The sequence below is a fragment of the Microbacterium meiriae genome, assembly GCF_032364335.1.
Taxonomy (GTDB): domain Bacteria; phylum Actinomycetota; class Actinomycetes; order Actinomycetales; family Microbacteriaceae; genus Microbacterium; species Microbacterium meiriae.
Map to the genome: position 1 here is coordinate 125,123 of NZ_CP133984.1, position 23,415 is coordinate 148,537.

General features: G+C 69.8%; 24 protein-coding genes. 12 read left to right on the forward strand and 12 right to left on the reverse strand.

All coding sequences use genetic code 11. From position 1 onward, the window contains the following. Positions 1 to 12: 12 nt before the first annotated feature. Positions 13 to 231, forward strand: a complete 219-nt coding sequence (locus RI211_RS00600; protein ID WP_315638305.1) for an SCO4848 family membrane protein — start codon at positions 13 to 15, stop codon at positions 229 to 231. A gap of 16 nt (positions 232 to 247) precedes the next feature. On the opposite strand, the gene RI211_RS00605 is transcribed toward RI211_RS00600, so the two are convergent. Continuing rightward, positions 248 to 1,546, reverse strand: a complete 1,299-nt coding sequence (locus RI211_RS00605; protein ID WP_315638304.1) for an MFS transporter — start codon at positions 1,544 to 1,546, stop codon at positions 248 to 250. A 70-nt stretch (positions 1,547 to 1,616) separates the two neighbouring features. Between RI211_RS00605 and RI211_RS00610 the strand changes: the two genes are divergently transcribed. Then, positions 1,617 to 2,207 (forward strand): ArsR/SmtB family transcription factor, encoded by a 591-nt coding sequence (locus tag RI211_RS00610; RefSeq protein WP_187662885.1) that lies wholly within the window; start codon positions 1,617 to 1,619, stop codon positions 2,205 to 2,207. Position 2,208: 1 nt separating this feature from the next. Here RI211_RS00610 and RI211_RS00615 read toward each other — a convergent pair whose 3' ends face one another. From RI211_RS00615 to RI211_RS00630, 4 genes are all read right to left on the reverse strand, one after another. Further along, complete coding sequence (locus RI211_RS00615; RefSeq protein WP_259951730.1) at positions 2,209 to 3,327, reverse strand: FUSC family protein; 1,119 nt, start codon at positions 3,325 to 3,327, stop codon at positions 2,209 to 2,211. Between the two features lie 173 nt (positions 3,328 to 3,500). After that, positions 3,501 to 4,187 (reverse strand): hypothetical protein, encoded by a 687-nt coding sequence (locus RI211_RS00620; RefSeq protein ID WP_268777537.1) that lies wholly within the window; start codon positions 4,185 to 4,187, stop codon positions 3,501 to 3,503. Then, positions 4,187 to 5,104 (reverse strand): ABC transporter ATP-binding protein, encoded by a 918-nt coding sequence (locus RI211_RS00625; protein ID WP_315638303.1) that lies wholly within the window; start codon positions 5,102 to 5,104, stop codon positions 4,187 to 4,189. Before RI211_RS00625 ends, RI211_RS00620 begins: the two co-directional genes overlap by 1 nt. Beyond that, on the reverse strand, positions 5,101 to 5,490 hold the full coding sequence (locus RI211_RS00630; RefSeq protein ID WP_025104181.1) for a GntR family transcriptional regulator: 390 nt from the start codon (positions 5,488 to 5,490) through the stop codon (positions 5,101 to 5,103). Before RI211_RS00630 ends, RI211_RS00625 begins: the two co-directional genes overlap by 4 nt. 204 nt (positions 5,491 to 5,694) lie before the next feature. Here RI211_RS00630 and RI211_RS00635 point away from each other — a divergent pair, with 204 nt between their 5' ends. The 8 genes from RI211_RS00635 (at position 5,695) to RI211_RS00670 (ending at position 14,573) form a co-directional block, all read left to right on the forward strand. After that, positions 5,695 to 6,888 carry a class I SAM-dependent methyltransferase gene (locus tag RI211_RS00635; protein ID WP_315638302.1) on the forward strand — a complete coding sequence of 398 codons (1,194 nt, stop codon included), beginning with the start codon at positions 5,695 to 5,697 and terminating at the stop codon, positions 6,886 to 6,888. A 331-nt stretch (positions 6,889 to 7,219) separates the two neighbouring features. Continuing rightward, entirely contained in the window at positions 7,220 to 8,563 is a 1,344-nt protein-coding gene (locus RI211_RS00640) for a quaternary amine ABC transporter ATP-binding protein (RefSeq protein WP_232089145.1), read from the forward strand. After that, positions 8,563 to 9,522, forward strand: a complete 960-nt coding sequence (locus RI211_RS00645) for an ABC transporter permease (RefSeq protein ID WP_315638301.1) — start codon at positions 8,563 to 8,565, stop codon at positions 9,520 to 9,522. Before RI211_RS00640 ends, RI211_RS00645 begins: the two co-directional genes overlap by 1 nt. A gap of 171 nt (positions 9,523 to 9,693) precedes the next feature. After that, positions 9,694 to 10,602 carry a glycine betaine ABC transporter substrate-binding protein gene (locus RI211_RS00650; RefSeq protein ID WP_259951737.1) on the forward strand — a complete coding sequence of 303 codons (909 nt, stop codon included), beginning with the start codon at positions 9,694 to 9,696 and terminating at the stop codon, positions 10,600 to 10,602. Between the two features lie 277 nt (positions 10,603 to 10,879). After that, positions 10,880 to 11,455 carry a hypothetical protein gene (locus RI211_RS00655; protein WP_315638300.1) on the forward strand — a complete coding sequence of 192 codons (576 nt, stop codon included), beginning with the start codon at positions 10,880 to 10,882 and terminating at the stop codon, positions 11,453 to 11,455. Between the two features lie 182 nt (positions 11,456 to 11,637). Further along, the gene (locus RI211_RS00660) at positions 11,638 to 11,916 is read left to right on the forward strand and encodes a hypothetical protein (RefSeq protein ID WP_280565816.1); all 279 of its coding nucleotides are present in this window, start codon (positions 11,638 to 11,640) and stop codon (positions 11,914 to 11,916) included. 147 nt (positions 11,917 to 12,063) lie between these two features. Then, positions 12,064 to 13,041, forward strand: a complete 978-nt coding sequence (gene bsh / locus RI211_RS00665) for a choloylglycine hydrolase (protein WP_315638299.1) — start codon at positions 12,064 to 12,066, stop codon at positions 13,039 to 13,041. A gap of 56 nt (positions 13,042 to 13,097) precedes the next feature. Then, positions 13,098 to 14,573 (forward strand): lipase maturation factor family protein, encoded by a 1,476-nt coding sequence (locus RI211_RS00670; RefSeq protein ID WP_315638298.1) that lies wholly within the window; start codon positions 13,098 to 13,100, stop codon positions 14,571 to 14,573. A gap of 180 nt (positions 14,574 to 14,753) precedes the next feature. Here the strand turns inward: RI211_RS00670 and RI211_RS00675 are convergent, their stop codons facing one another. The 7 genes from RI211_RS00675 to RI211_RS00705 form a co-directional block, all read right to left on the reverse strand. Then, positions 14,754 to 15,521, reverse strand: a complete 768-nt coding sequence (locus tag RI211_RS00675) for an ABC transporter permease (protein ID WP_101847789.1) — start codon at positions 15,519 to 15,521, stop codon at positions 14,754 to 14,756. Beyond that, complete coding sequence (locus RI211_RS00680) at positions 15,518 to 16,333, reverse strand: ABC transporter ATP-binding protein (protein WP_315638297.1); 816 nt, start codon at positions 16,331 to 16,333, stop codon at positions 15,518 to 15,520. Before RI211_RS00680 ends, RI211_RS00675 begins: the two co-directional genes overlap by 4 nt. Next, positions 16,330 to 16,701: a DUF1048 domain-containing protein gene (locus tag RI211_RS00685; RefSeq protein WP_187662897.1), complete on the reverse strand. Its 372-nt coding sequence runs from the start codon at positions 16,699 to 16,701 to the stop codon at positions 16,330 to 16,332. The genes RI211_RS00680 and RI211_RS00685 overlap by 4 nt, the downstream gene beginning before the upstream one ends. A 2-nt stretch (positions 16,702 to 16,703) precedes the next feature. After that, positions 16,704 to 17,048, reverse strand: a complete 345-nt coding sequence (locus RI211_RS00690) for a PadR family transcriptional regulator (protein ID WP_187662898.1) — start codon at positions 17,046 to 17,048, stop codon at positions 16,704 to 16,706. Positions 17,049 to 17,294: 246 nt separating this feature from the next. Beyond that, the gene (locus tag RI211_RS00695; RefSeq protein ID WP_315638296.1) at positions 17,295 to 18,065 is read right to left on the reverse strand and encodes a LysM peptidoglycan-binding domain-containing protein; all 771 of its coding nucleotides are present in this window, start codon (positions 18,063 to 18,065) and stop codon (positions 17,295 to 17,297) included. A gap of 47 nt (positions 18,066 to 18,112) precedes the next feature. Then, on the reverse strand, positions 18,113 to 18,751 hold the full coding sequence (locus tag RI211_RS00700; RefSeq protein WP_187662900.1) for a response regulator transcription factor: 639 nt from the start codon (positions 18,749 to 18,751) through the stop codon (positions 18,113 to 18,115). Continuing rightward, positions 18,739 to 19,983 carry a sensor histidine kinase gene (locus tag RI211_RS00705; protein WP_315638295.1) on the reverse strand — a complete coding sequence of 415 codons (1,245 nt, stop codon included), beginning with the start codon at positions 19,981 to 19,983 and terminating at the stop codon, positions 18,739 to 18,741. The genes RI211_RS00700 and RI211_RS00705 overlap by 13 nt, the downstream gene beginning before the upstream one ends. Before the next feature lie 108 nt (positions 19,984 to 20,091). On the opposite strand from RI211_RS00705, the gene RI211_RS00710 reads away from it, so the two are divergent. Both RI211_RS00710 and RI211_RS00715 read left to right on the forward strand, forming a co-directional pair. Next, complete coding sequence (locus RI211_RS00710) at positions 20,092 to 20,859, forward strand: ABC transporter ATP-binding protein (protein ID WP_315638294.1); 768 nt, start codon at positions 20,092 to 20,094, stop codon at positions 20,857 to 20,859. Further along, positions 20,859 to 23,363 carry an FtsX-like permease family protein gene (locus RI211_RS00715; RefSeq protein ID WP_315638293.1) on the forward strand — a complete coding sequence of 835 codons (2,505 nt, stop codon included), beginning with the start codon at positions 20,859 to 20,861 and terminating at the stop codon, positions 23,361 to 23,363. Before RI211_RS00710 ends, RI211_RS00715 begins: the two co-directional genes overlap by 1 nt. Positions 23,364 to 23,415: the final 52 nt, after the last annotated feature.

Below are 23,415 nucleotides of genomic sequence, written 5' to 3' on the forward strand. Positions count from 1 at the left end.
TAGCGTGGAGGGGTGATCGCTCTCGTCGTCGTGCTGTTCCTCAATGCCGGCTTCAACGTGCTCGTCTGGCCGCGGTTCTACAAGCGGGTCGCGAACGATCCGCGCGCCAGGGACGAGAACGGCAAGGCCACCCCGTTCCTCCGCGTGCACGTCATCCTCATCGCGATCGCGCTGGCGCTCGCCGTGGCCTCCGCGGCGGCGGGGATCACCGTGCTCGCGGTCGCGCTCTAGCGCCCAATCCTCCGCCTCAGCCCGCCTCGTACTGGGCGGCGTGCGCGGCCCACCGAGACTCGACGGGGAGGCTGCGGAGGGCGCGATTCCCGATCGCGAGGGCGGCGGCCAGCACGCACAGGGCTGCGCAGATCAGGATGGTGCCCTGGCGTCCCGCCCACGCGAGGCCGAAGCCGGCGATGAGGGGGGCGAGCGGCATGGCTCCCATCGCAAGCACGCCGATGGCGCTGTTCGCGCGCCCCAGCAGTCGGGAGGGCGTGGCCACCATGAAGTAGCCCATCATCCCCGCGTTCAGGGCGGGGAGGAGGAGCACCGAGGCACCGAGGACGACCGCGACGGCCCACGGCGCGGACACGAACGACAGCACCACGGCGCAGAGGGCGACGACCGTGAGTCCGCCGATCGTCAGCACCCCCGCCGGGATCCGGGGCACGAGGAACGGGGCGACGACCGCGCCGACGAGCATCACGGCGCCGATCGCCGCGCTGACCGTGCCGATGAGCAGTTCGGAGTGCCCCGCCTGCTGCAGGGCGTAGACGACGGTGGTGATCGCGGCGTTGAAGCCGAGGTTGATGATCGTCATGATGAGCATGACGCCGCCGAGGTCGGGGCGGGACAGCAGCCAGCCGAATCCCTCCCGGAACTCCCGCCAGGCGTTCGGGCGGGTGGTGGGCGCGTCGAGGTCCGCGTCCTCCTCGGCACCGGTGTCGGCGATGCCCGCTCGCCTGGTCTGACGGCCGAGCAACCCGGCGGTCACGGCCGCGACGAGGTGGCAAAGGGTCATGACGGCACCGACGAGCCAGCCGCCCACGCCGAGCAACAGCCCGCCCAGGGGTCCGCCCGCGAGCTGGAGGGCGGCGTCGCGCCCCTGGTTCGCGGCCTGCGCCCGCCCCATCGCGTCGTCCGGGACGATCTCCTTCAATGCGCTCTCGCCGGCGACGTCGAAGAGGCCGCTCCGTGCGGCCAACAGCACGTCGATCACGAGGAGGGTCGCGAAGGTGAGAGCGCCGCCGAGAGCGAGGAGCGTGAAGGCTCCGGCCATCACGATCCCCAGGATCGAGCCGACGAGCATGAGCACGATGCGCCGGTGCCGGTCCGCCAGGATGCCGCCGACCAGCGTGAGCAGCAGGCGGGCCACCATGCCCGCACCTGCGATGACGCCGGCCTGCGCGGGGTCGTTCGTGATGATCAGCGCGAGCAGCGGCACGGCGAATCCGAACAGGGCAGACGCCAGGCCTTTGCTCGTGTCGCTGATGAGCCAGGTGAGGTAACGCGTGTTCCGCGACAGGCGGTGGGGGGCGGGCGTCATCGTCATGGCTCGACGATAGTTGCGCAAGACTAATTGCGCAACTATTCGTGCGGAAATGCGTGACTAGGATCGGGGAATGGCCGACGACGCGGAAACGACCTCCCGGGAGGACGCCGCCTTCATGACGTCGGCCATGCTCAAGGCCTACTCGCACCCGTTGCGCCGGCAGATCCTGCGTCTCATCGCCCGGCGGGGATTCCTGCGCGCGGCGGACATCGCGGGCGAGCTCGATGTGCCCGCCAACAGCGCCAGCTTCCACCTGCGAGTGCTCGCCGAGGCGGGGCTCATCGAGGAGGCGCCGGAGCAGGCCAGAGACCGCCGCGACCGCGTGTGGACGGGCCGCAAAGGGGCCCTCAACGTCGGCGGTCCGGAGAACCCCGTGCCCGACGAGGCGCTCGGCGGGGCCGTCGTGGCGGCGCTCGCCGAAGACCACCAGGACCTCGTGCGGCGGGTGATGGCCTGGACGCCGGAGTACGTCTCCGGCCGCACGGCCGAGGTGCACGCGTCATTCGTGCAGCGCACCATCCGCCTCACGGAGGCCGAGTTCGACGACGTGATGCACAACATCAACGACGTGCTCTCCGCCGCCGACGCCGCGCACGACGACACCGACCCGACCGGCCGTTACTGGCAGATGGACATCGTCGTCGCCGACGACACCATCTGAGTCACTCGTCGTCGTCGTCGGGGCGCTCGCCGCTGAGGATGAGGATGCGGCGGAGGTGCATCGCCGTCAGCACGCCCGGTCCCATCGAACTGCGGACGTCGAACGTGCGGTCGTCGACGCGCTCCAGCAGGAGCCGGATCGCCCGCGCCGCCTCGCCGCGACGGCGGTGCGCCGCGCTCGAGGCGGGGTCGTCCTCGGCGATGACGTCGGCGACGGCGTGGCAGGCCGCGGACAACGGCTCGGGCAGCGCGGGGTCGAGGGGCATGCCGGCGGGGCGCTCCCAGATCGTGTCGGCCGTGGCGTCGGCGATGTCGCGGATGAGGTGCGCGATCCGGTCCAGGGTGGAGAGCTGCTCGTGGATGTGGGCGGTTCCCGCGTGCCGACGGCGCGCTCGGGGGTTGTAGCGCACGCTCTCGTCGGCTTCGGCCAGGGCCGCACGGAGGTCGGCAGTGGTCTCGGCGAGCGCGGCGGCATCGTCCGCCCACTGCGCGGTCTCCGGCGGCCAAGATTCGGAGACCGCGGAGCCGATGTCGTGCAGGTGTCCCGCGAGCTGTCGGCGGAACTCGTCCACCCGCGCCTCTGCCGACCCGATGAGCGGTGCGGGCGCGAAGAGAAGGTTCACCACCAGGCCGATCACGACTCCGACCCCCATCTGGGCCAGGTAGCCGACGGAGTAGTCGTCCGCGTTCTGACCGCCGATGATGAGCACGAACAGCGCCGCCATCGGGACGTACTCCTTACCGACGCCGAACCAGCCGGTGCCGGAGACGAGGACGCCGAGGCCGACGACGAGGGGGATCGTCCACCACGTCGGTCCGACGGTGAGCACGATCACCGCAGCCAGACCGATACCGGTGGCCAGGCCGAACAGGGTCTGCAGGCTCGACCGCATGGACCCCATGAGCGTCGGATACATGCTCACGAGCGCGCCGAGGGGTGCGTAGTACGGGTACTCGTCGGTGACTCCCGGCATGTGCGGCGCGATGGTCCACGCGAGCCCGACGGCGAGCGCGGTCTTGACGACGAGGAGCAGGCGGGCGGGGCGGACCGCCTCGCGAATGGTGCGGGCGAGGTACGAGCGGCGCTCGCGGACGCGCAGGCGCGAAAGGTCAGGCGTCACGTCATCCTCTCCTCGCGGCGGTCGGGTGGTCCTCTCTGGCGAGGATAGGGCCGAGGGCCGCCTGCGGCCACCGGGTTGCCCCGGCTCGGGCCGCCGGGTAGAGGCGGTAGGACGCGGATGCCGCGACCGCGCGGGGTGCGCAGCCGCGGCATCCGCGGATTCGGATCCTCACGTCAGGGCGTGGCCCGACGGAACGCGAGGAACGAGATGACGCTGAGGACGGCCACGACCACGAGCCCCCAGAGCGCGAGGCCCACGGCGCCGAGGTCGAGGATGCCGAGCCACACGTCGCCCCACAGCTCGAGCCGTGTCACCAGGAACACGACCCCCACGAGGAGGAGCGCCAGGGCGACGCCGACGATGGTGAGGACCATCGGACCCCAGCTCTTGTAGATGGTCGCGCCGGTGAACCCGACCACGAAGAAGAATAGGGCGAGCGTGAAGTAGACGACGAAGGCGCCGAGCGGGCCGGCCTCCCACAGCCACGGCAGGTGGAAGACCCAGCCGTTCACGCCGTAGCCGTTGGTGGCGAGCTCGATCGCACCGCCCAGGAGGAACAGCACCCCGAGCAGTGCGCTCCCGAGGATCGCGGTCAGCAGCGTCCCGATGAAGAACTCGCGCCGGGTGACGCTCATGGCCTGCGAGAACGGGAAGGTCAGCGTCATGGCCGACAGACCGATCGCGAAGAAGTACCACAGCGGCGCCTGGCCGCCTCCGCCGTATTTGGGGGCATCGCCCGGGATCATCGCGTAGATGAGGACCGAGATCACGACGGCGGAGCCGAGGATGATCAGGGGGACCCAGACGAAGGTCTGCCGGTTGATGAGCTGCAGCCGGATGACGTTGAGTGTGCGTCGCATCAGCGGACTCCTTCCGTGGTGGCATCGGCTCTCGTGGCGCCGCGGCTCTCGGCCTTCTGGGTGAGGCGGACGATGAGCTGCTGCAGCGAGACGGGGGCGAGGTCGAGACCCGCGGCCCGCACGTCGGCGCGGTCGTCGGCGGTGAGGGTACCGAGCACGGTGACCGAGGCGACGCGGCCGAGCTCATCCCGGTGCAGCACCTCGCGGCCGGCGGTCCAGGCGTCGACCTTGGTGGCGTCGCCGACGACGGTCACGGCGCGGTCGCGGACGGCATCGGTGTCCTCGTTCAGGAGGATCTGGCCGTTGTCGATCACGATGACCTTCTCGATGAGGTTCGCGACCTCGTCGATCAGGTGCGAGGAGAGGATGATCGTGCGCGGGTGCTCCGCGTAGTCCTCCACGAGCCGGTCGTAGAAGATCTGTCGGGCGACGGCGTCGAGCCCCAGGTAGGGCTCGTCGAAGAACGTGATCTCGGCGCGGGAGGCCAGGCCGATGATGACGCCGACCGCGGAGAGCTGCCCGCGGGAGAGCTTCTTGATGGTCTGCTTCGTCGGCAGCTGGAACTCCGCGATGAGCTCGTCCGCGAGGTCCTGGTCCCAGTGCGGGAAGAACAGGCGCGCGGCGGCGAACGCGTGCCGCGGGGTCGCGTCGTCCGGGTACTTCTGGCTCTCCCGGACGAAGCAGATCCGGCCGAGCACGTGGGCGTTCTCGTACGGGTGCTCGCCGAACACCTTCACAGTGCCGGAGGACTCGAAGTTCTGCGCCGTGAGGATCGACATGAGTGTCGTCTTCCCGGCACCGTTGCGGCCGAGGAGCCCGTAGATCGAGCCTCCCTCGAGCGAGAGCGACACGTTGTCGAGCGCCCTCTTCTCCTTGTAGCGCTTGGTGAGGTTCTGCACCTCGATGACGGCGGTCATGCGGGGTTCTTCCCTTCTGGGGTGGGGGCGGATGCGGCGCGCTGCCGGAGCAGGTCCGCGAGGTCTTCCGCGCCGAGACCCAGCGTGCGGGCCTCCGCGAGGAGCGGGTCGATGTAGCGGTCGGCGAAGGCCGCGCGGCGCTCGCCGAGGAGCAGTTCCCTGGCGCCTTCCGAGACGAACATGCCGATGCCTCGGCGCTTGTGGAGCACTCCCTTGTCGGTGAGCATGGCGACTCCCTTCGCAGCGGTGGCGGGGTTGATGCGGTAGAACGCGGCGAGCTCGTTCGTCGAAGGGGCCTGCGCCTCCTCGGCCAGCGAGCCGTCGAGGATGGAGTCCTCGATCTGCTCAGCGATCTGGAGGAAGAGCGGCTTGCCTTCTTCGATCACGAGTCCTCCGTGGTTGCTGGGTTACTTACTTGACTAAGTAACCATGGGACCCGGTTCCGTGTCAACCCTCTCCTTCGCGGGCAGGCACAGCTTCGGAGATCTCTGTCGACACGCCGCCTGACGGGCGGTCCGGGCGGCGCGCCGATCGTCAGCTCCGAAGTTGTGCACGGGGAGGGGGTGAGGCGGGCCGCGTACAGTGGGCTGGTGCCGGAGTTCCCCTACAGTCGCCTGCGTCGCTGGCCCGACGTCGAGGCGGACAACCTCCAGGCCCACGATGCGACCGATCTGCTGCTCGTGGAACGGGCGCTCGCCCTCGACGTGCCAGGGTCCGAGACGGTCGTGATAGGAGACGAGTACGGCGCGATCACGCTCGCTCTCACGGCGGCCGGGCGGCGCGGGATCCGTGTGCACCAGGACCTCGCGACCGGACGCCGCGCGCTCGCCCGCAACGCCGAGGAACTCGGGATCGGCGGGTTCACCCCGCATGAACTCGACGAGAGCCTGCTCGCTGGTGCGCGCCTCGTGCTGCTGCAGCTCCCGAAGGCCCTCGCCGAACTGGAGGAGATCGCGGATGCGGTCGCCCGGTGGGCTGCGCCTGACGTGGTGCTCGTCGCAGGCGGTCGGGTGAAGCACATGACTCTGGCGCAGAACGAGGTACTGGGGCGGAGCTTCGCCCGGGTACAGGCGCAGCGCGCCGAGCGGAAGTCGCGGCTGCTCGTCGCCTCCGAGCCGCTCCCGGTGCCCGAGTCGCCGCCGTTCCCGGTCACCGCGCGGCACGGCGACCTCGTCCTCGTGGCCCACGGCGGCGCCTTCGCCGGGTCCCGCCTCGATATCGGCACCCGGGTCCTGCTCGAGGTGCTCGACCTGGGCGGTTCACAACTCAGGAGAACAGAGGTGACACGCGCCGAGAACGAGCGGAACGGCGGCGAGAGCAGCCGTTCTTCCGGAGTTGTGAACGGCGGACGCCGCGTGCTCGACCTCGGCTGCGGGACCGGAGCGCTCGCCGTGTCCTGGGCGCTCGCCCACCCGCGGGACCGCGTCGTCGCCACAGACCGCTCGGCCGCCGCCGTCGCCTCCGCCCGTGCCACCGCGTCGGCGAACGGCGTGGCCGACCGGGTCGAGGTCACGCACGACGACGCGGGTTCGGCGCTCGCCGCGGGGAGCTTCGACACGGTGCTCTTGAATCCGCCGTTCCACCTCGGCGCCAGCGTGCACACCGGCGCCGCGACCCGCCTGTTCGAGGCCGCCGCGCGTCTGCTCCGGCCGCAGGGGGAGCTGTTCACGGTGTACAACTCGAGTCTCGGCTACCGGGCCGAACTGAGCCGTCTGATCGGCCCCACCGACCAGCTCCGACGCACCCCGAAGTTCACCGTGACCCGCACCGTCCGGCGGCCGTGAGCGCGGCGCGCCGAGATTGCTAGACGCTCGTACTATCCCCCGGTCAGCGGCGGAAACCCGGGCACGGCTCCAGAGCAGGATTTGCCGCTGACCGGCCATTTCGTTACGTTGGTCAGCGGGCCTGACGGCCCATAGACCAGTCCGCGGTCACGTCCTTCCTTCGATGAGCTGTGCGGCGAAGAGGCGTGGGCGTACGGTCGATCCCCTCTGCGGCGGATCCGAAATCCGCCGCCTGTGCCGCCACAGCGAAGACGTCGAACGGCCTCGTGAGGATCACCCGGGCGTAACCGAAGCAGGCTCAGCCACCCGAAGGCCGAGCCGCAGGGGAAACGTGTCCGAAACAGCACTCGAAGCGCGCCATCTGTACAAGGTGTTCGGGAGGAATCCGAGCGCCGCCGTCCGCCGACTGAAGGCCGGGGAGAGCCGCACGGCCGTCGCCGACGCGGGGACCGCCGCGGTCATCGACGCCAGCTTCACCGTCAACCGCGGTGAGATCTTCGTCATCATGGGCCTGTCCGGATCGGGCAAGTCGACCATCATCCGCATGCTGAACGGCCTGCACGACATCACCGCCGGCACCGTCACAGTGGGCGGCGACCCGATCACGGGGATCCCGGCCGCGCGCCTGCGCGAGATCCGCCGCGACCGCATCTCGATGGTGTTCCAGCACTTCGCGCTGCTGCCGCACCGCACGGTCGCCGCGAACGTCGCCTACCCGCTCGAGCTCAAGGGGGTCGGCAAGGCCGAGCGCCAGGCCAAGGCCGAGGAGATCCTCGCCCTCGTCGGACTCGAGGGCCAGGGCGACAAGCTGCCCTCCGAGCTGTCCGGCGGTATGCAGCAGCGCGTCGGCATCGCCCGCGCCCTGGCCGCCGACAGCGACATCCTGCTCATGGACGAGGCCTTCAGCGCGCTCGACCCGCTGATCCGCCGCGAGATGCAGGAGCAGCTCCTGGAGCTGCAGCAGAAGCTCCAGAAGACCATCGTCTTCATCACGCACGACCTCAACGAGGCCATGTTCCTCGGCGACCGCATCGCCGTCATGCGCGACGGGCGCATCGTGCAGATCGGCACGCCGGAGGACATCCTCATGGACCCGGCGAACGACTACGTCGAGCAGTTCGTGCAGGACGTCGACCGCGCGCGCGTGCTCACCGCCGCGAACGTCATGGAGCGTCCGCGCCCCGTCGTCGCCGAGTCGGCCGGTCCCCGCACCGCGCTCCGCCAGATGCGGGACGCCTACATGTCGGCGACCTACGTGGTCGGCAAGGATCGCCAGCTGGTCGGCGTCGTCACCGACCGCGATGCCGTGAAGCTCGTCCGTCAGGGCGCCACGCGCCTCGACTCGATCATCAAGCCGGTGCTGCAGAGCGTCCGCGAGGACGACGTCCTCATGAACCTGTTCGTCCCCGCCGTCGAGTCGCCGCTGCCCCTCGCGGTGACGGATGCCGACGGCCGCCTCGCGGGCGTGATCCCGCGCGTCACCCTGCTCGCGGCGCTCGGTCCCGGGCCCGGAGCGACCGAGGAGATCCTGCTGCCGATGACCCCCATGCCCCAGGCTGAGATCGACGCCGTGCTCGACGACGGATGGACGGCCGAGCCCGGCCCTTCGACGAGCTCAGGGACCCAGGGTGGGTTCGGCTCAGAGGCCCAGGTCGACACGGAGGAGGTGCGCTGATGGACGGTTTCCGCATTCCTGTGGGCGACTGGGTCGCCGCCGGCGTCGACTGGATCACCGCCAACCTCGACGGCCTGCTCGACGCGGTCTCGTTCGTGGTGAGCTTCCTGGTCGACGGCCTGACCCGCCTGCTCCTCACCCCGCACTTCGCGGTCATCATCGTGATCGCCGCGCTGATCGCCTGGGTCGTGCGGTCGTGGCAGCTCGCGATCGGCACGATCCTGTCGTTCGGGCTCATCGTCGCCATGGACCTCTGGGTCCCGGCGATGCAGACGCTCGCGCTGGTCCTCGTCGCCGCCGTCGTGGCCGTGCTGATCGCGGTGCCACTGGGCATCTGGTCGGCGCGCAATGCGACGGTGCGCGCGACGTTGAAGCCGGTGCTCGACTTCATGCAGACCATGCCGGCCTTCGTGTACCTGATCCCGGCGATCGTGTTCTTCGGCATCGGTGTGGTGCCCGGACTCGTCGCCACCGTGATCTTCGCGCTGCCTCCCGGCGTGCGCCTGACCGAGCTGGGCATCCGCGGTGTCGACGCCGAGACCGTCGAGGCCGGACACGCCTTCGGAGCGACGCCGAGTCAGATCCTCCGCGGGATCCAGCTGCCGCTCGCGATGCCGACCATCATGGCCGGCGTGAACCAGGTCATCATGCTCGCGCTGTCGATGGCGGTCATCGCCGGTATGGCCGGAGCCGACGGGCTCGGGAAGATGGTCGTCGAGGCGATCTCGACGATCAACATCCCCAAGGGCGTCGAGGCGGGACTGGGCGTCGTGCTCATCGCCGTGTTCCTCGACCGGGTGACCGCCGCACTGGGCGCGCCCGGCGAGAACCGCTCCTCGCTCCTCGGCATGCTGAAGCATCGCGGTTCGTCCCGGCCTTCTGCCCCCGTGGCGTCGGAGCCCGCAGCCTCCGCGCCCGCCGATTCCGCCCCGACCGAGTCCGAGCTCGCCCGCGCCTGAGCGCCCCTCTCCCGCGCCCCCGTTTCCGTCCCCCACCCCCTTTCGTCCGGTGCGGGATGGAAAACGGGCGCCGGGGCGCGGCTCCCGGCACGGTTTCGATCCCGGCACAGCTGTCCCGCGGCCTCGTCCGCACCTCCTGAATCACATACGGAACGCAAGAGAGAGAGTCACATGAAGAAGAAGATCCTGACCATCACCGCCCTCGGTGCAGCCGCAGCGCTCACCCTCGCCGGATGCAGCGGCGACGGCGCCGGCGGCACGAGCGGCGGCGGCGACGGTGCCGAGGACAAGGGCACCATCACCCTCGGGTTCCTGCCCTCCTGGACCGACGGCCTCAGCACCGCCTACCTCCTGCAGGACCAGCTCGAGAAGATCGGCTACACGGTCGAGATGAAGACGCTCACCGAGGCCGGCCCGCTCTACACCGGACTCGCGCAGGGCGACGTCGACATGTACCCGTCGGCGTGGCCGGAACTCACCCACGCCTCCTACATGGACACCTACGGCGACGACATCGAAGACCTCGGCACGTACTACAAGAACGCCAAGCTGACCCTCGCGGTGCCGGAGTACTCCGAGCTCACCTCGATCGAGGACCTCGCGGGCAAGGGCGCCGACTTCGACGGCAAGATCTACGGCATCGAGCCGGGTGCGGGCCTGACCGCCCAGACCCAGAAGATGATGCCCGAGTACGGCCTCGACGGCGAGTACGAGCTCGTCACCTCGTCGACCGCGGCGATGCTCACCGAGCTGAAGACCGCGACCGACAAGAAGGAGGACATCGTCGTCACGCTGTGGCGTCCGTTCTGGGCGAACGACGCCTTCCCCGTGAAGGACCTCGAGGACCCGAAGGGTGCCATGGGCGAGGCCGAGGGCCTGCACTTCCTGGGCACCACGGGCTTCGCGGACGAGTTCCCCGAGGCGGCCGAGCTGATCAAGAAGATCAAGCTGGACGACGAGCAGTACGGCGCGCTCGAAGACCTCGTGGTCAACGAGTACGGCGAGGGCAAGGAAGCCGACGCGGTCGACGCGTGGCTCGAGGAGTACGGCGACCAGTTCGACTGGACCGTCACCAGCTGACACCCGTCGCACGTCTCGAAGGAGGGTCTCCCACAGCGGGAGGCCCTCCTTCGTCGTGGGCGACCCTTTTCGCTCGCGGTCACGGTCATGGTCGCGCTCAGCTATTCCGATCGTCCGGTCTGATCGCGCTGTCCCCCGAAGGGGGGACAGCGCGCCTACGACAGCCCGGGTACTGTCCTGTACAGGCGGGATGTTGAACTCGATACAAGAAGAGGTATCTGATGAATCGACAGAACCGATTCCCGCGCGTCGGTATCGCGACGGTACGGAGGAAGCCGTGGATGTCGTCTCGTCCGCCGCGGAGATCCATCCGCAGGCAGATGAAGTGACGCAGGTGCCGTTGCAGCCTCTGAACGGAGCGCTCGTCTCAGCCGGGGAGGACGCAACCGTATCCGTGCCTCGCGCCTTCTCGGACCCGATTGAAATCTCGCCGGCCGGTACGTGGGGAGGGGAGCTGACGGGCCTCACGATCGGTCTGCCTGAGCAGGTTCAAAGCGCTGAGGTGTCCGTTGCACAGGACGGGAGCGCGGTGGGCGAGGGGTCAGAGGTGACCGGGGTGATTCAGGCACTTGAGGGTGGTTTGCGCATTAGCACGGTCATCACCGGCCCGGATGCGCCCGGACGCTTGTCGTATGCGCTGCCCGACGATGTGGATATCGCGATCAACGAGGACGGCTCGGCTTCATTGAGCAGAACTGCCGTGGACGACGGCACTGAGGTACTCACCGCAATGATCGGAAGGATTGGCACACCGTGGGCTACGGATGCGAGAGGCCAGCGCATCGCGACGCACTACGAAGTCTCCGGCAGCAAGCTCGTCCAGGTCGTCGATCACCATCACGGTGGCGGTTAACGTCACATCCTTGGCAGGCGCGCTCCTTGGCTTCGGTGCGGCACTCCTTAACGTCTGCAACATCAAGAGCCGTGGTGTTTGGGTAGGGCACACCTGGGTGACTGGAGTTCTGCCCTTCGCCCCTACGGTGATGCGGTCCGGCTACTTCTGCGTGCCCAATTAGCGTGAAAGGGTCTCCTGCGGTGGAGAAAACCATGACCAATATGTTGTTAGCGGCGCTGATGGTTTTGTCCACGGGCGCCTTGATGTCGACCGACCTTCGCCATATACGAGTGGTGCACGTAACGCTGTGGGGGCTCATGCTCTCAGAAGTCGCCCTCCTCGCTCTGCTGGTCTTCGTCGATGGAGCGAGTGCTGCGGGGTGGGTGCCGCTGATCCTCTGCATCGTCGCGGGAGTGAACGTCGCATTGTGGATCGGAGCTATCGTCCGGTCGTCGGGAGGAGCCGGTAGCGAGATCTGACACCCGTCGCACGTCTCGAAGGAGGGTCTCCCACAGCGGGAGGCCCTCCTTCGTCGTGGGTGAGCCCCCCTTATGCTCACGCCCGGAAGGTGGAAGCATGGCCCGCACTCGCCGACCCGCCCGGGTCGCGGAGGGGGGAAGAGACCGATGTGCACAGGACTGAGCTTCACGACCGCCGACCACTACTTCGGGAGGAACCTCGATCTGGAGTTCTCCTACAACGAGACGGTGACCGTCACGCCGCGGAACTTCCCGTTCCCGTTCCACCGGCTGCCGTCGTTGCCGACGCATCACGCGATCATCGGGATCGCCACGATCGCCGACGGCTACCCGCTCTACTACGACGCCGTCAACGAGAAGGGGCTCGGCATGGCCGGGCTCAACTTCCCGGACAACGCGCACTATCCGGCACCGGGGTCGGGGGACACCGAGGTCACGCCGTTCGAGTTCATCCCCTGGGTTCTCGGACAGTTCGAGACCGTGGCCGAGGTGAAGGAAGCCCTGCGGTCGGTGAGTCTCGTGGACATCAACTTCAGCCCGGAGTTCCCGCTGTCGCCGCTGCACTGGATCATCGCCGACAAGAGCGCGTCGATCACGGTCGAGAGCGTGCGCGGCGGCCTCAGGGTGTATGACAACCCGTGGGGCGTGCTCACGAACAATCCCACGTTCGACATCCAGAGCTTCCGACTCAACGACTATCAGCACCTCTCGAAGCGGCAGCCGGAGAACACGTTCGCCTCGGACGTGCCGATGGATCTCTACAGCCGGGGCATGGGCGGGATCGGGCTGCCGGGCGACCTGTCGTCGTCGTCGCGATTCGTGAAGGCGGTGTTCACGCGCATGAACTCGGTGTGCGGGACGTCGGAGTCGGAGTCGATCAGCCAGTTCTTCCAGATCCTCGGCTCGGTCGCCCAGCAGCGCGGGTGCGTGCAGGTCGGCGACGAGGACAAGTACGAGATCACGATCTACTCGTCGTGCGCCAACACCGCCACGGGCGTGTACTACTACACGACCTACGAGAACAGCCAGATCACGGGTGTGGACATGCACAAGGAGGACCTCGACGGCTCCGAGCTCGCGGCGTATCCGCTCGTGAAGGGCCAGCAGATCGCGATGCAGAACTGAGCCGCGCTCCGCGCAACCCCCTCATGGGACGGGCGGCCGCGGCGTAGCCTGTGGCCGTGGACGGGTTCGCAGCGGTCGACTTCGGGTTCGCCCGCGAAGTCCTGCAGCGGGGCATCGCGGCGCTGTACCTCGTCGCGTTCGTCTCGACGCTGAACCAGTTCCGTCCGCTCCTCGGCGAGCACGGGCTCCTGCCCGCGCCCGTGCTGCTCGACTGGGTGACGCAGAAGCGCGAGCGCCGGAAGCTGCTGCACCCCACGCTCTTCACCCGCGTCCGCTACACGGACCGGCGCCTGGTGGCCCTGTCCTGGGCGGGGATCGTCGTCGCCGCGCTGCTCGTCGTCGGGGTTCCCCAGCTCGGACCGCCGTGGGTGCCGATGCTCGCGTTCCTCGCCCTGTGGTTCGGCTACATGTCGGTGGTGAGCGTGGGGCAGACGTTCTACTCGTTCGGGTGGGAGATGCTGCTGCTGGAGGCCGGGTTCCTCGCGGCGTTCCTCGGCTCGAACGACCAGCCGCCGCCGACGGTCGTGATCGTGCTGTTCTGGTGGCTGCTGTTCCGGCTGGAGTTCGGCGCCGGGATGATCAAGATCCGCGGCGGACGCGAGTGGCGCGATCTCACTGCGATGACCTTCCACCACGAGACGCAGCCGATGCCCGGGCCGCTGAGCCGCCAGGCGCATCTGCTCCCGCGGTGGTTCCACAAGCTCGAGGTCGTCGGCAACCACATCGCGCAGCTCGTCGTGCCGTTCCTCCTCTTCGCGCCGATCCTGTCCCTCTGGCTCCCTGGTCCGGTGCCGCAGATCGTCGGTGCCGTCGCCGGGGGGATCGTGATCGCGACGCAGCTGTGGCTCGTGCTCACCGGGAACTTCGCGTGGCTGAACTGGGCCACGATCGTGCTCGGGTTCTCCGCGATCGGCCTCCCCGGCATCGGGACTCCGGAGCGGACGCCGGAGACCTCGCTGCCGTGGACGGTGTCGGGCATGCCGCTGTGGTGGGTCGTGGCGACCTCGGCGGTCGGGGTGCTCTTCGTCGTGCTGAGCGTGCCCGCGGTGCGCAACCTCTTCGCGCGACGGCAGCTCATGAACGCGAGCTTCAACCGCTGGCAGCTCGCCAACGCCTACGGAGCCTTCGGCACGGTCACGCGGGAGCGGGTCGAGATCGTCGTCGAGGGGTCGGACGACGAGGAGGGCCGGCACTGGCGGGAGTACGAGTTCCGGGGGAAGCCGGGGGACGTGCGGCGGATCCCGCGGCAGTTCGCTCCGTATCATCTGCGGCTGGACTGGCTGATGTGGTTCCTGCCGCTCGGGCACTCGCTGGACGACTGGTTCTCCGTGTTCCTCGTGCGGCTGCTGGAGGCGGATGCCCCGACGCTGCGGATGCTGCGCGTCGACCCCTTCCACGGCGAGCGGCCGCGGTGGGTGCGAGCCGTGTCCTACCGCTACCGCTTCACGACCCGCGCCGAGCACCGTGCCGACGGCGCGATCTGGGTCCGGACGGGTCGCCGTGTGGTGCTCGGTCCGGTCGGGCTTCGCTGAGGTCGCAGATCCGCACGAGGTCGCACGGATTCCGGGCGAAGCTGCGACCTCAGCGAGAATCTGCGACCTGACGCAACCCGACGCGACGGAACGCGGCCGGGAGAACACGCGCCGAGCGCGGCGAAACGCCCCGGCCGGGGAGAGTCCCCGGTCGGAGCGTTCCGTCTCGCTGGACGTCGATCAGCTGACCTTCTTCCGGTAGGAGATGATCGCGAAGACGTAGGCGACCACGAGGATCCCGACGCACCAGGCGAGCGCGACCCAGATGTCGGACCCGACCGGCTCCCCCGCGAACAACGCCTGGATGGAGTTGACGATCGAGGTCACCGGCTGGTTCTCCGCGAACCACTGCACCGGAGCCGGCATGGTGTCGGTCGGTACGAACGCCGAGCTGATGAACGGGAGGAAGATCAGCGGATACGAGAAGGCGCTGGCCCCGTCGACGGTCTTGGCGTTCAGGCCCGCGATGATCGCCAGCCAGGTGAGCGCCAGGGTGAACAGCATCAGGATGCCGATCACTCCGAGCCAGGCCCAGACGCTCGCCCCGGTGCGGAAGCCCATCAGGAACCCGACCCCGAAGATGATCGCGAGGGTGATCGCGTTCGCCGTGAGGGACGTGAGCACGTGGGCCCACAAGACGCTCGACCGGGCGATCGGCATGGAGTGGAACCGCTCGAAGATGCCGCTCTGCATATCGGTGAACAGCCGGAACGCCGTGTAGGCGATGCCCGACGCGATCGCGATGAGCAGGATGCCCGGCAGCAGGTAGTTCACGTAGTTCTCGGCGCCGGTGCTCTGCTGGAGCGCGCCGCCGAAGACGTACACGAACAGGAGCATCAGGGCGATCGGGGTGACCGCGGTGGTGATGATCGTGTCGGGGCTGCGGAAGATGTGCCGCATCGAGCGGCCGGTGAGCGTCGCCGTGTCGGCGGCGAAGTGCGTGGTCATGCTGCATCTCCTTTCTTCACCTGGGTCCCTGAGCCCGTCGAAGGGTGGGTCCCTGAGCCTGTCGAAGGGCCGATGAGGGTGAGGAAGATCTCCTCGAGGGTGGGCTGCTTCTCGACGTACTCGACCTTCGCGGGCGGAAGGAGCCGCTTCAGTCCGGCGAGGGTGTCGTTCGCGATGATGCGGCCCTCGTGCAGGATCGCGATGCGGTCGGCGAGCTGCTCGGCCTCGTCGAGGTACTGCGTGGTGAGCAGCACGGTCGTGCCGCCGCTCGCGAGTTCCTTCACGACGTCCCACACCTCGATGCGCGACTCGGGGTCGAGGCCCGTGGTCGGCTCGTCGAGGTAGATGACATCGGGGTCGCCGACCAGGCTCATCGCGATGTCGAGCCGGCGTCGCATCCCGCCGGAGTACGTGCCGACCTTGCGACCCCCGGCCTCCGTGAGCCGGAACCGTGCGAGGAGCCGGTCGGCCACCGCACCCGGGTCGGCCAGGTGCCGCAGCTTCGCGACGAGCACGAGGTTCTCGCGTCCGGTGAGGATCTCGTCGACCGCGGCGAACTGCCCGGTGAGGCTGATCCTCTCCCGCACGCCGAGGGGGTCCGCCGCGACGTCGATGCCCTGCACCGACGCGGCGCCGGCATCCGCCTTCAGCAGCGTGGAGAGGATCCGGACCATCGTGGTCTTGCCTGCGCCGTTCGACCCGAGGAGGGCGAAGATCGATCCCCGCTCCGCCTCGAAGTCGACGCCGCGCAGCACGTGCAGGTCCTTGTACGACTTCTCGATGCCGCGGACGGAGATCGCAGGCGTCGTCATGATTCCTCCTCCTTCTTCTTCGCGTCGTCGAACGCCTTGATGAGGCGTGCGCGCTCCTTGTCGATCCACTGGCGACCGCCGTACGCCGCGGCGTAGTTCTCGGCGAACTCGACCGGGTCGTCGCCGACGATCGCGCTGACCGGGGTGCCGTCGATCGCGGCGCGCTCCCACATGTCGGCGATGTCGAGGAACATCTTCACGATGGTGTCGCCGTCGGTGAGGCCCCCGTAGTAGAGGTTGTAGCGCTGCTGGGCCTTCGCCATCTCCCGGTACGGTTCGGGGAGGGCGTTGATGCGGGCCTGCGCCTGCTTGTACTGCTTCTTCTCTTCGAGTGATCCGGTGATCGCTTCGATCCACTTCGCGGCCATGCTCAGTTCTCCTTGTTCTCGGTGTCGCGCTTTTCCAGCTGTTCGATGTGCGTCTTGAGGAAGCTCCAGGTGGTCCAGAACTCCTCCAGCTCCTGTCGGCCCTGGGCGTTCAGGGTGTACACCTTCCGGGGTGGGCCCTTCTCGCTCGGAACCTTCTCGACGTCGACGAGGTTCTTCTGCTCGATGCGCACCAGGAGTGCGTAGATCGTGCCCTCGGCGATGTCGGTGAACCCGTGGTCTCGGATCCGTGCGGTGATCTCGTATCCGTAGGCAGGCTGCTCGGCGAGGAGGGCCAGCACGATGCCCTCCAGGGTGCCCTTGAGCATCTCGGTCATCTGCTTGCCCATCGTCCCCTCCTCTCGTTGTTTGTCTTCCGTTCGGTACTCAGTGTTGCTGGGTACCGGTACAAAGTAACACTGAGTACCGGTACCTAGCAACACCGAATACTGAACTTTCTCACCCCTCTTTTCGCCGAGACCCCGGGTACGCGGCGAGACCCCCGCGTGGCGACGCGAAGAACGCGGGGTCTCGACGACAACCCGGGGTCTCAGCGGGACGGGGGGAGGGACGGGGGGAGGGGCGGGGGGAGGGGGCTAGGGGAAGAGGCGGCGGAGCAGGGGGAGGTCGTCGTCGTGGAGCGCTTGCGTGATCACGGCGGCCGTCTCGGGAGGCATGTCCTTCTCCAGGCGCTGCCACAGCCACCTCGCGGCGCCCAGGTCGGCGGTGGCGACGGCGGTCGAGAACGCCGCCACTCCGTCGTAGTACGCGATCGTGGAGGAGCCGGGCGCGGCGTTGTACGGCCCGTAGATGTCGACGAACGGAAGAGTCGGGTCCGGACGGAGGTAGAGGACGTCGCCCGGCGCGATCGGCTCGAAGCCGCGCACATGGTTGAAGCTGCCGACAGTGACGTAGTCGACGCAGAAGCGCTCGCCGATCGCGATCAGACTGTCGCCGGACTGCACCTCGTACGAGAAGATCCGCCCGTCCGCATCCAGGGTGACGGGTCCGCCCGCGAGCTCCGACGCGCCCATGTCCACGAGCTCGCCGAGGAGCTTCGCGTGCATCGGGGAGCCGTCGTCGCTGCCGATGGTGATGAACGCGTTGGTGGTGCAGTCCCCCGGTCCGCCGGCGGGAACGCTGATGCCGTCACCCAGGTCGACGAGTTCGTCCTCGGCCGTGTCCTCGGCTTTCAGGGCCGCCGGGGTGGGGGTCGGTGACGGTTCGGCGGCGAAGCGCTCCGACGCCCACGAGGTGACGTCGAACGCGGCGGACGCGGCGCTGACCACGACAGGAGCGGCCGCGACGATCAAGCCGGCGACGGCGACGGCGACGACGGCGGCGGTGATCGTGGTGGAGCGCTTCATCCCGGTCAGCATGGCATCGAAGCGCGCCGAGCACCAGGGCGGAAGCGTCAGCCGCGGAGATAGGCGAGGACGGCGAGGACGCGGCGGTGGCCGCTGTCACTGGCGGCGAGCCCGAGCTTGGCGAAGATGTTGCCGATGTGCTTGCTCACCGCGGTCTCCGTCACGAACAGGCGTGCGGCGATGGTGGTGTTGTCGAGGCCCTCGGCCATGAGCCCGAGCACCTCACGCTCCCGCGGAGTGAGGGTCTGCACGGGGTCGTCGGCGCGACGCCGGCTCATGAGCTGCGAGATGACCTCGGGGTCCATCACGGTCCCCCCGGCGGCCACCCGGCGCAGCGCGTCGACGAACGCGGCGACCTTGCCCACGCGCTCCTTCAACAGGTAGCCGAGGCCGTCCGCTCCCGCCGCGAGGAGCTCCCCCGCGTACCGGTCCTCCACGTACGCCGAGAGCACGAGCACCGGGAAGCCGGGGCGGCGGGCTCTCGCCTCGGCCGCGGCCTTGAGCCCCTCGCTGGTGAAGGTCGGCGGCATCCGCACATCGACCACCGCCGCATCGGCCTCGTCGAGGAGGGCGAGGAAGCCCTCCGCGTCCGGCACGGCGCCGATCACGTCGAAGCCCTCACTGCGCAACAGGAGCGCGAGGCCCTCCCGCAGCAGGGTGTCGTCCTCCGCGATCACGATCCGCATGGCAGCTCCGTTCGCAGGATGGTGGGTCCCCCGGCGGGACTCGACAGGTCCATCGTGCCCTCGAACGCCTCCACCCGGCGTCGGATCCCTGCGAAACCTCCGCCCGGACGCTCGACCGCGCCCCCGACCCCGTCGTCCTCCACCGTGATGAGGAGCAGCTCGCCCTCTCGCTCGACCCGCACCGTGGCGCGGGTCGCGGCGCTGTACTTGTTCACGTTGGTCAGCGCCTCCGCGACCACGAAGTACGAGGCCGACTCGACCGCTGCCGGCACCCGACCGACGTCCGCGGCGTCGAGCGTGCACGGGACGACGCTGCGCCCGGCGAGCGAGGCGAGCGCCCCCTCGAGACCCAGTTCGTCGAGGATCGGCGGATAGATGTCGTGCACCGTGCGGCGGAGGCCGGCGAGGGCATCGGTCGCCGCGTCCTGCGCGCGCCGCAGCGGCTCGAGCACGTCGCCACCCGTCTCCTGGGCGCGCTCCGCGATCCCCAGCATCATCACGACGTTCACCAGGCGGTTCTGGGCGCCGTCGTGCAGGTCGCGCTCGATGCGACGGAGCTCGGCGGCATGGGCGTCGAGGGCGGCCGCGCGGCTGAGAGTCAGCGCGTCGACGCGGGCGGCGAGGCGCGACTTCTGCGGCGTCGCGAGGAGCTTCGCCGAGACGAACGCCACCAGCCGGGCGACCACTGGCACGAGGAACAGCGCGGCCACCGCATAGGCGAGGGCGACGAGCGGCATGGTCCACGCCAGCTCCCACGACGTGACCGGGTACGGTGAGCCCACCGGGTCGTCGGCCGGGGCGAACTGCCAGTACCAGGTGGCCGCGAGGCTGTTGACGGCGGACAGCGGCAGCGCGAGCGTCAGCAGCGACAGCCACATCACCGGGAAGGCGTGCACCGTGAGCCACAGCGCGTCTCGGGCGGTGGCGCGGGAGAAGGCGTAGCGGAGCCGTTCGTCGATCGTCGCGCCGCGCGGCAGCGTGCGCGTGAGCGGGGGCAGGTCCTCGCCGCGCCGGCGTCCGATCCGGCGGCGCGCCCGGTCGCTCCAGGCATGCAGCACCTGCACGACCTGCGGGAGCAGCAGCACCCCGCCCGTGATGAGCATGAGCGGCAGCAGCACGAGGATGACGCAGAACAGCGCGAGGGACACGACGGAGGCCCCGAGTTCGACGGCGAGGAACCGCGCATCGGGCAGCCATCCACGCAGCCAGCGGCGCATCCATCCGTCGTTCACCCTGCAAGTCTGCCCGAGCGCCCCGCGTCCCGCGGTAGAGCCAGCTCCACCATCGATGCGGCACCGTGCGGGATGGGAGCCGTCGCGCGGCTTTCCTACCGTCGAAGCATGACCTCCCTCTCCTCTGCGCCGCTCGTCGAAGCGGCCCCCGCCGAGGCCCTGCGCCTCAGCGGCCTCGTCAAGACCTACGGTTCCGGCAGCACCCGGGTGACCGCACTCCGAGGCATCGACCTCGCCATCGCGCGGAGCTCGTTCACCGCGATCATGGGGCCGTCCGGCTCCGGCAAGAGCACGCTGCTGCACAGTGCCGCAGGCCTCGACCGCCCGACCAGTGGCACGGTGCACCTGGGCGGCACCGAGATCTCCGCGCTCACGCCCCGGCAGCTCACGGCCTTCCGCCGCGACCATGTGGGCTTCGTCTTCCAGGCCTACAATCTGCTGCCGGCGCTGAGCGTGGAGGACAACATCACCCTCCCGCTGCGCCTCGGCCGCCGCCCCCTCGATCACGGCCGGCTCGAGACGCTGCTCGACGCGGTGGGGCTCACCGACCGTCGCCACCGTCGCCCTGCCGAGCTCTCCGGCGGACAGCAGCAGCGCGTCGCGATCGCCCGAGCCCTCATCACCCGCCCGCACGTCGTGTTCGGCGACGAGCCCACCGGGGCACTGGACTCCCGCACCGGGAAGCAGGTGCTCGACCTCCTCGCGCACACCGCGAAGGAGCTGCATCAGACCGTGGTCGTCGTCACCCACGATCCCGTGGTGGCGTCCCACGCCGACCGGGTGATCTTCCTCGCCGACGGGGCCTTCGCCGGACATCTCGACGGCGGCACCCCGCAGCAGATCACGGATCGCATGAGCACGTTGGGGGAGTGGTGATGTCGGCCGCGCCGCTCGGGCTCGGACGGATCGTCCGCGCCGACCTCCGTCATCATCGGCGCAGTCTGGCCGGGGTCTTCGTCGCCATCTTCGTCGCGAGTGCGCTCGTCACCGGACTCGGCGTGCTCGTCGAGTCCGGCATCCGCGGCGGCCTCGCCCCGCAGCGCTACACGGCGGCCGAGGTGGTCGTCGGGGCGGTGCAGCAGGTCGACGTGCCGGAGGACCTGCCGGTGCCGCTGCGTGAGCGCGCTTCCGTCCCCGCCGACGCCGCGCGCGAGATCGCTGCGCTTCCGGGCGTCGAGGCCGTGGTCGCCGACGTGACCGTGCCTCTGTCGGTGCCCGGCGGGACGGCCCCTGCCGTGGTCGAGGCGCACCCCTGGTCCGCGACGGCACTCACCGGCTTCACGCTCGCGGAGGGGCGGGAGCCCGCCGCCGACGACGAGGTCGTGGTGGTATCCGGAGCCGGGCATGCCGTGGGCGACTCCCTTGCGCTCGCCCACGGCGGCATCGCGGCGACGTACACGGTCGTCGGTGTGGTCTCGGCGGAGAGCCTGCCGGAGCGCGCGGTGTCGGTGTTCCTGACGGACGAGCGCATCCGCGACCTCGACCCGCACGACGGGGCCCCGCAGGCGCTCGGCGTGTTCGTCGACGGGGACCCCGAGCGCACGGCGGTCGCGATCCGCGAGGCGTTCCCGGATCTGGTCGCCCGGACCGGAGACGCCAGAGGAGACGTGGAGTTCCTCGACTCGGCGGCGGCGCGCACCCTGCTCATCGCTATCGGCAGCGCGTTCGTGGGCACCTGCATCCTCGTCGCCCTCTTCATCGTCGCGGGGACGCTGTCGCTGTCGGTCCAGGCGCGTCGCCGCGAGTATGCCCTGCTCCGCGCGGTGGGGGCGACCCCGTCGCAGGTGCACGCCCTCATCGCGCGGGAGACGCTCGCGGTCGCCGTCGTCGCCGCGCTGCTCGGGGTCGCCCCGGGGTACCTGCTGTCCTCCGCACTGCAGTCGGCGTTCGTGGCCGGAGGAGTCATCCCCGGCGACTTCGCCCTCGCGCTGAGCCCGTTCCCGGCGTTGAGCGCACTGGTGCTGGTGCTCGGAGCGGCCTGGGGAGCGGCGCGCATCGCGGCCCGGCGGCCCGCCCGCCTCGATCCGATCGAGGCGCTGCGCGAGTCCTCGACGGGCCAGGGCCCGATCGGCCTGCCCCGCATCATCACCGGCATCGTGTTCGCCGCCGCCGGCGTCTCGGTCTCGACCGTCCCGCTGATGCTCCGCGGCGACGCAGCGGTCGGCGCCTCCGCCGGTGCCGCGATCATGCTCATCGTGGCGCTCGCGCTCCTGGGACCGTGGCTCGTCGCCCTGTGCGTGCGCCTCGTCGGGCCGGTGCTGCGTCGTTCGTCGGCCGCGGGCTTCCTCGCCGCCGCCCACACCACCGCGGGCGGTCGGCGGATGGCGGCCGCGATCCTCCCGATCGCCCTCGGCATCGGGTTGGGTCTCGTGCAGATCGGCGGGCCGGCGATCGTCGCGGATGAGGCCGCGACCCAGGCCCGGGCCGGGGTCACCGCCGACCTGCGTGTGGCCGCTCCGGCCGGGCTCTCCCCCGACGCCGTCGGCGCGCTGCGCGACGAGCCGGGGGTGACGGCAGCGACCGGCGTGGTCGTCAGCACCGCGGTGCTCGACTCGCTCGACATCGAAGGTCAGATCGAGCGCACGGAGTACGTGCTCCAGGGCGTGGACCCGACGACCGCGGACGGCCTGCTCGACCTGCGGGTGCAGGAGGGGTCCCTCACCGCCCTCGACGGCGGTGCGACCGTCGCGGTGAGCGCCGATGCGGCGCACACGCTCGGCCTCGACGTCGGCGACCCGGTGACGGGCGTCCTCGGCGACGGGGCGCCGCTGGAGGCGACCGTGGTCGGCATCTACGAGCGCGGTCTCGGGTTCGGCGATCTCACCATGGCGGTCGACCACGTCCGCGCGCACACCTCCGCAGCGCTCGACTCGTTCGCCCTCGTGTCGGTGGACGGAGACGCGCCGGCCGACGCCTTCGCCGCCGACGGTCTGCAGGTGGCCCCCGGCTCGGGTCAGAAGCCCAGCATGACCGGGGCCGTGTCGCAGCAGGGGTGGGTGAGCCTCATCGGTCTGCTGGTCATCCTCGGGTACATCGCGATCGCTGTCGTGAACACGCTCGTCATGGCGACGGGGGAGCGGTCCCGGGAGTTCGCCCTGCTGCAGCTCATCGGCGCCTCCCGGGGACAGGTGCGCGCCACGATGCGCACCGAGGCGATCCTGATCGCCGCCCTCGCGATGGTCTTCGGCGTGCTGGTGGCGATCCCGCCGCTGATGGGGATGAGCTACGGCATCTCCGGGCAGCCGCTCCCGGCGATGCCCGTGCTCGGCTCCCTCGCGATCGTCGGCGGCATGGGCGCACTCGCCCTCGTCGCGCTGCGGGTCGCGACAGGGGCCGCGCTGCGCCGCCGCCCGATCGAGGAGATCGGCTCTCGCGAGTAGGCCCGCGACCACCGGGGGGCGCATCGGGATCCCGGTGCGCCCTCCGGCGTGC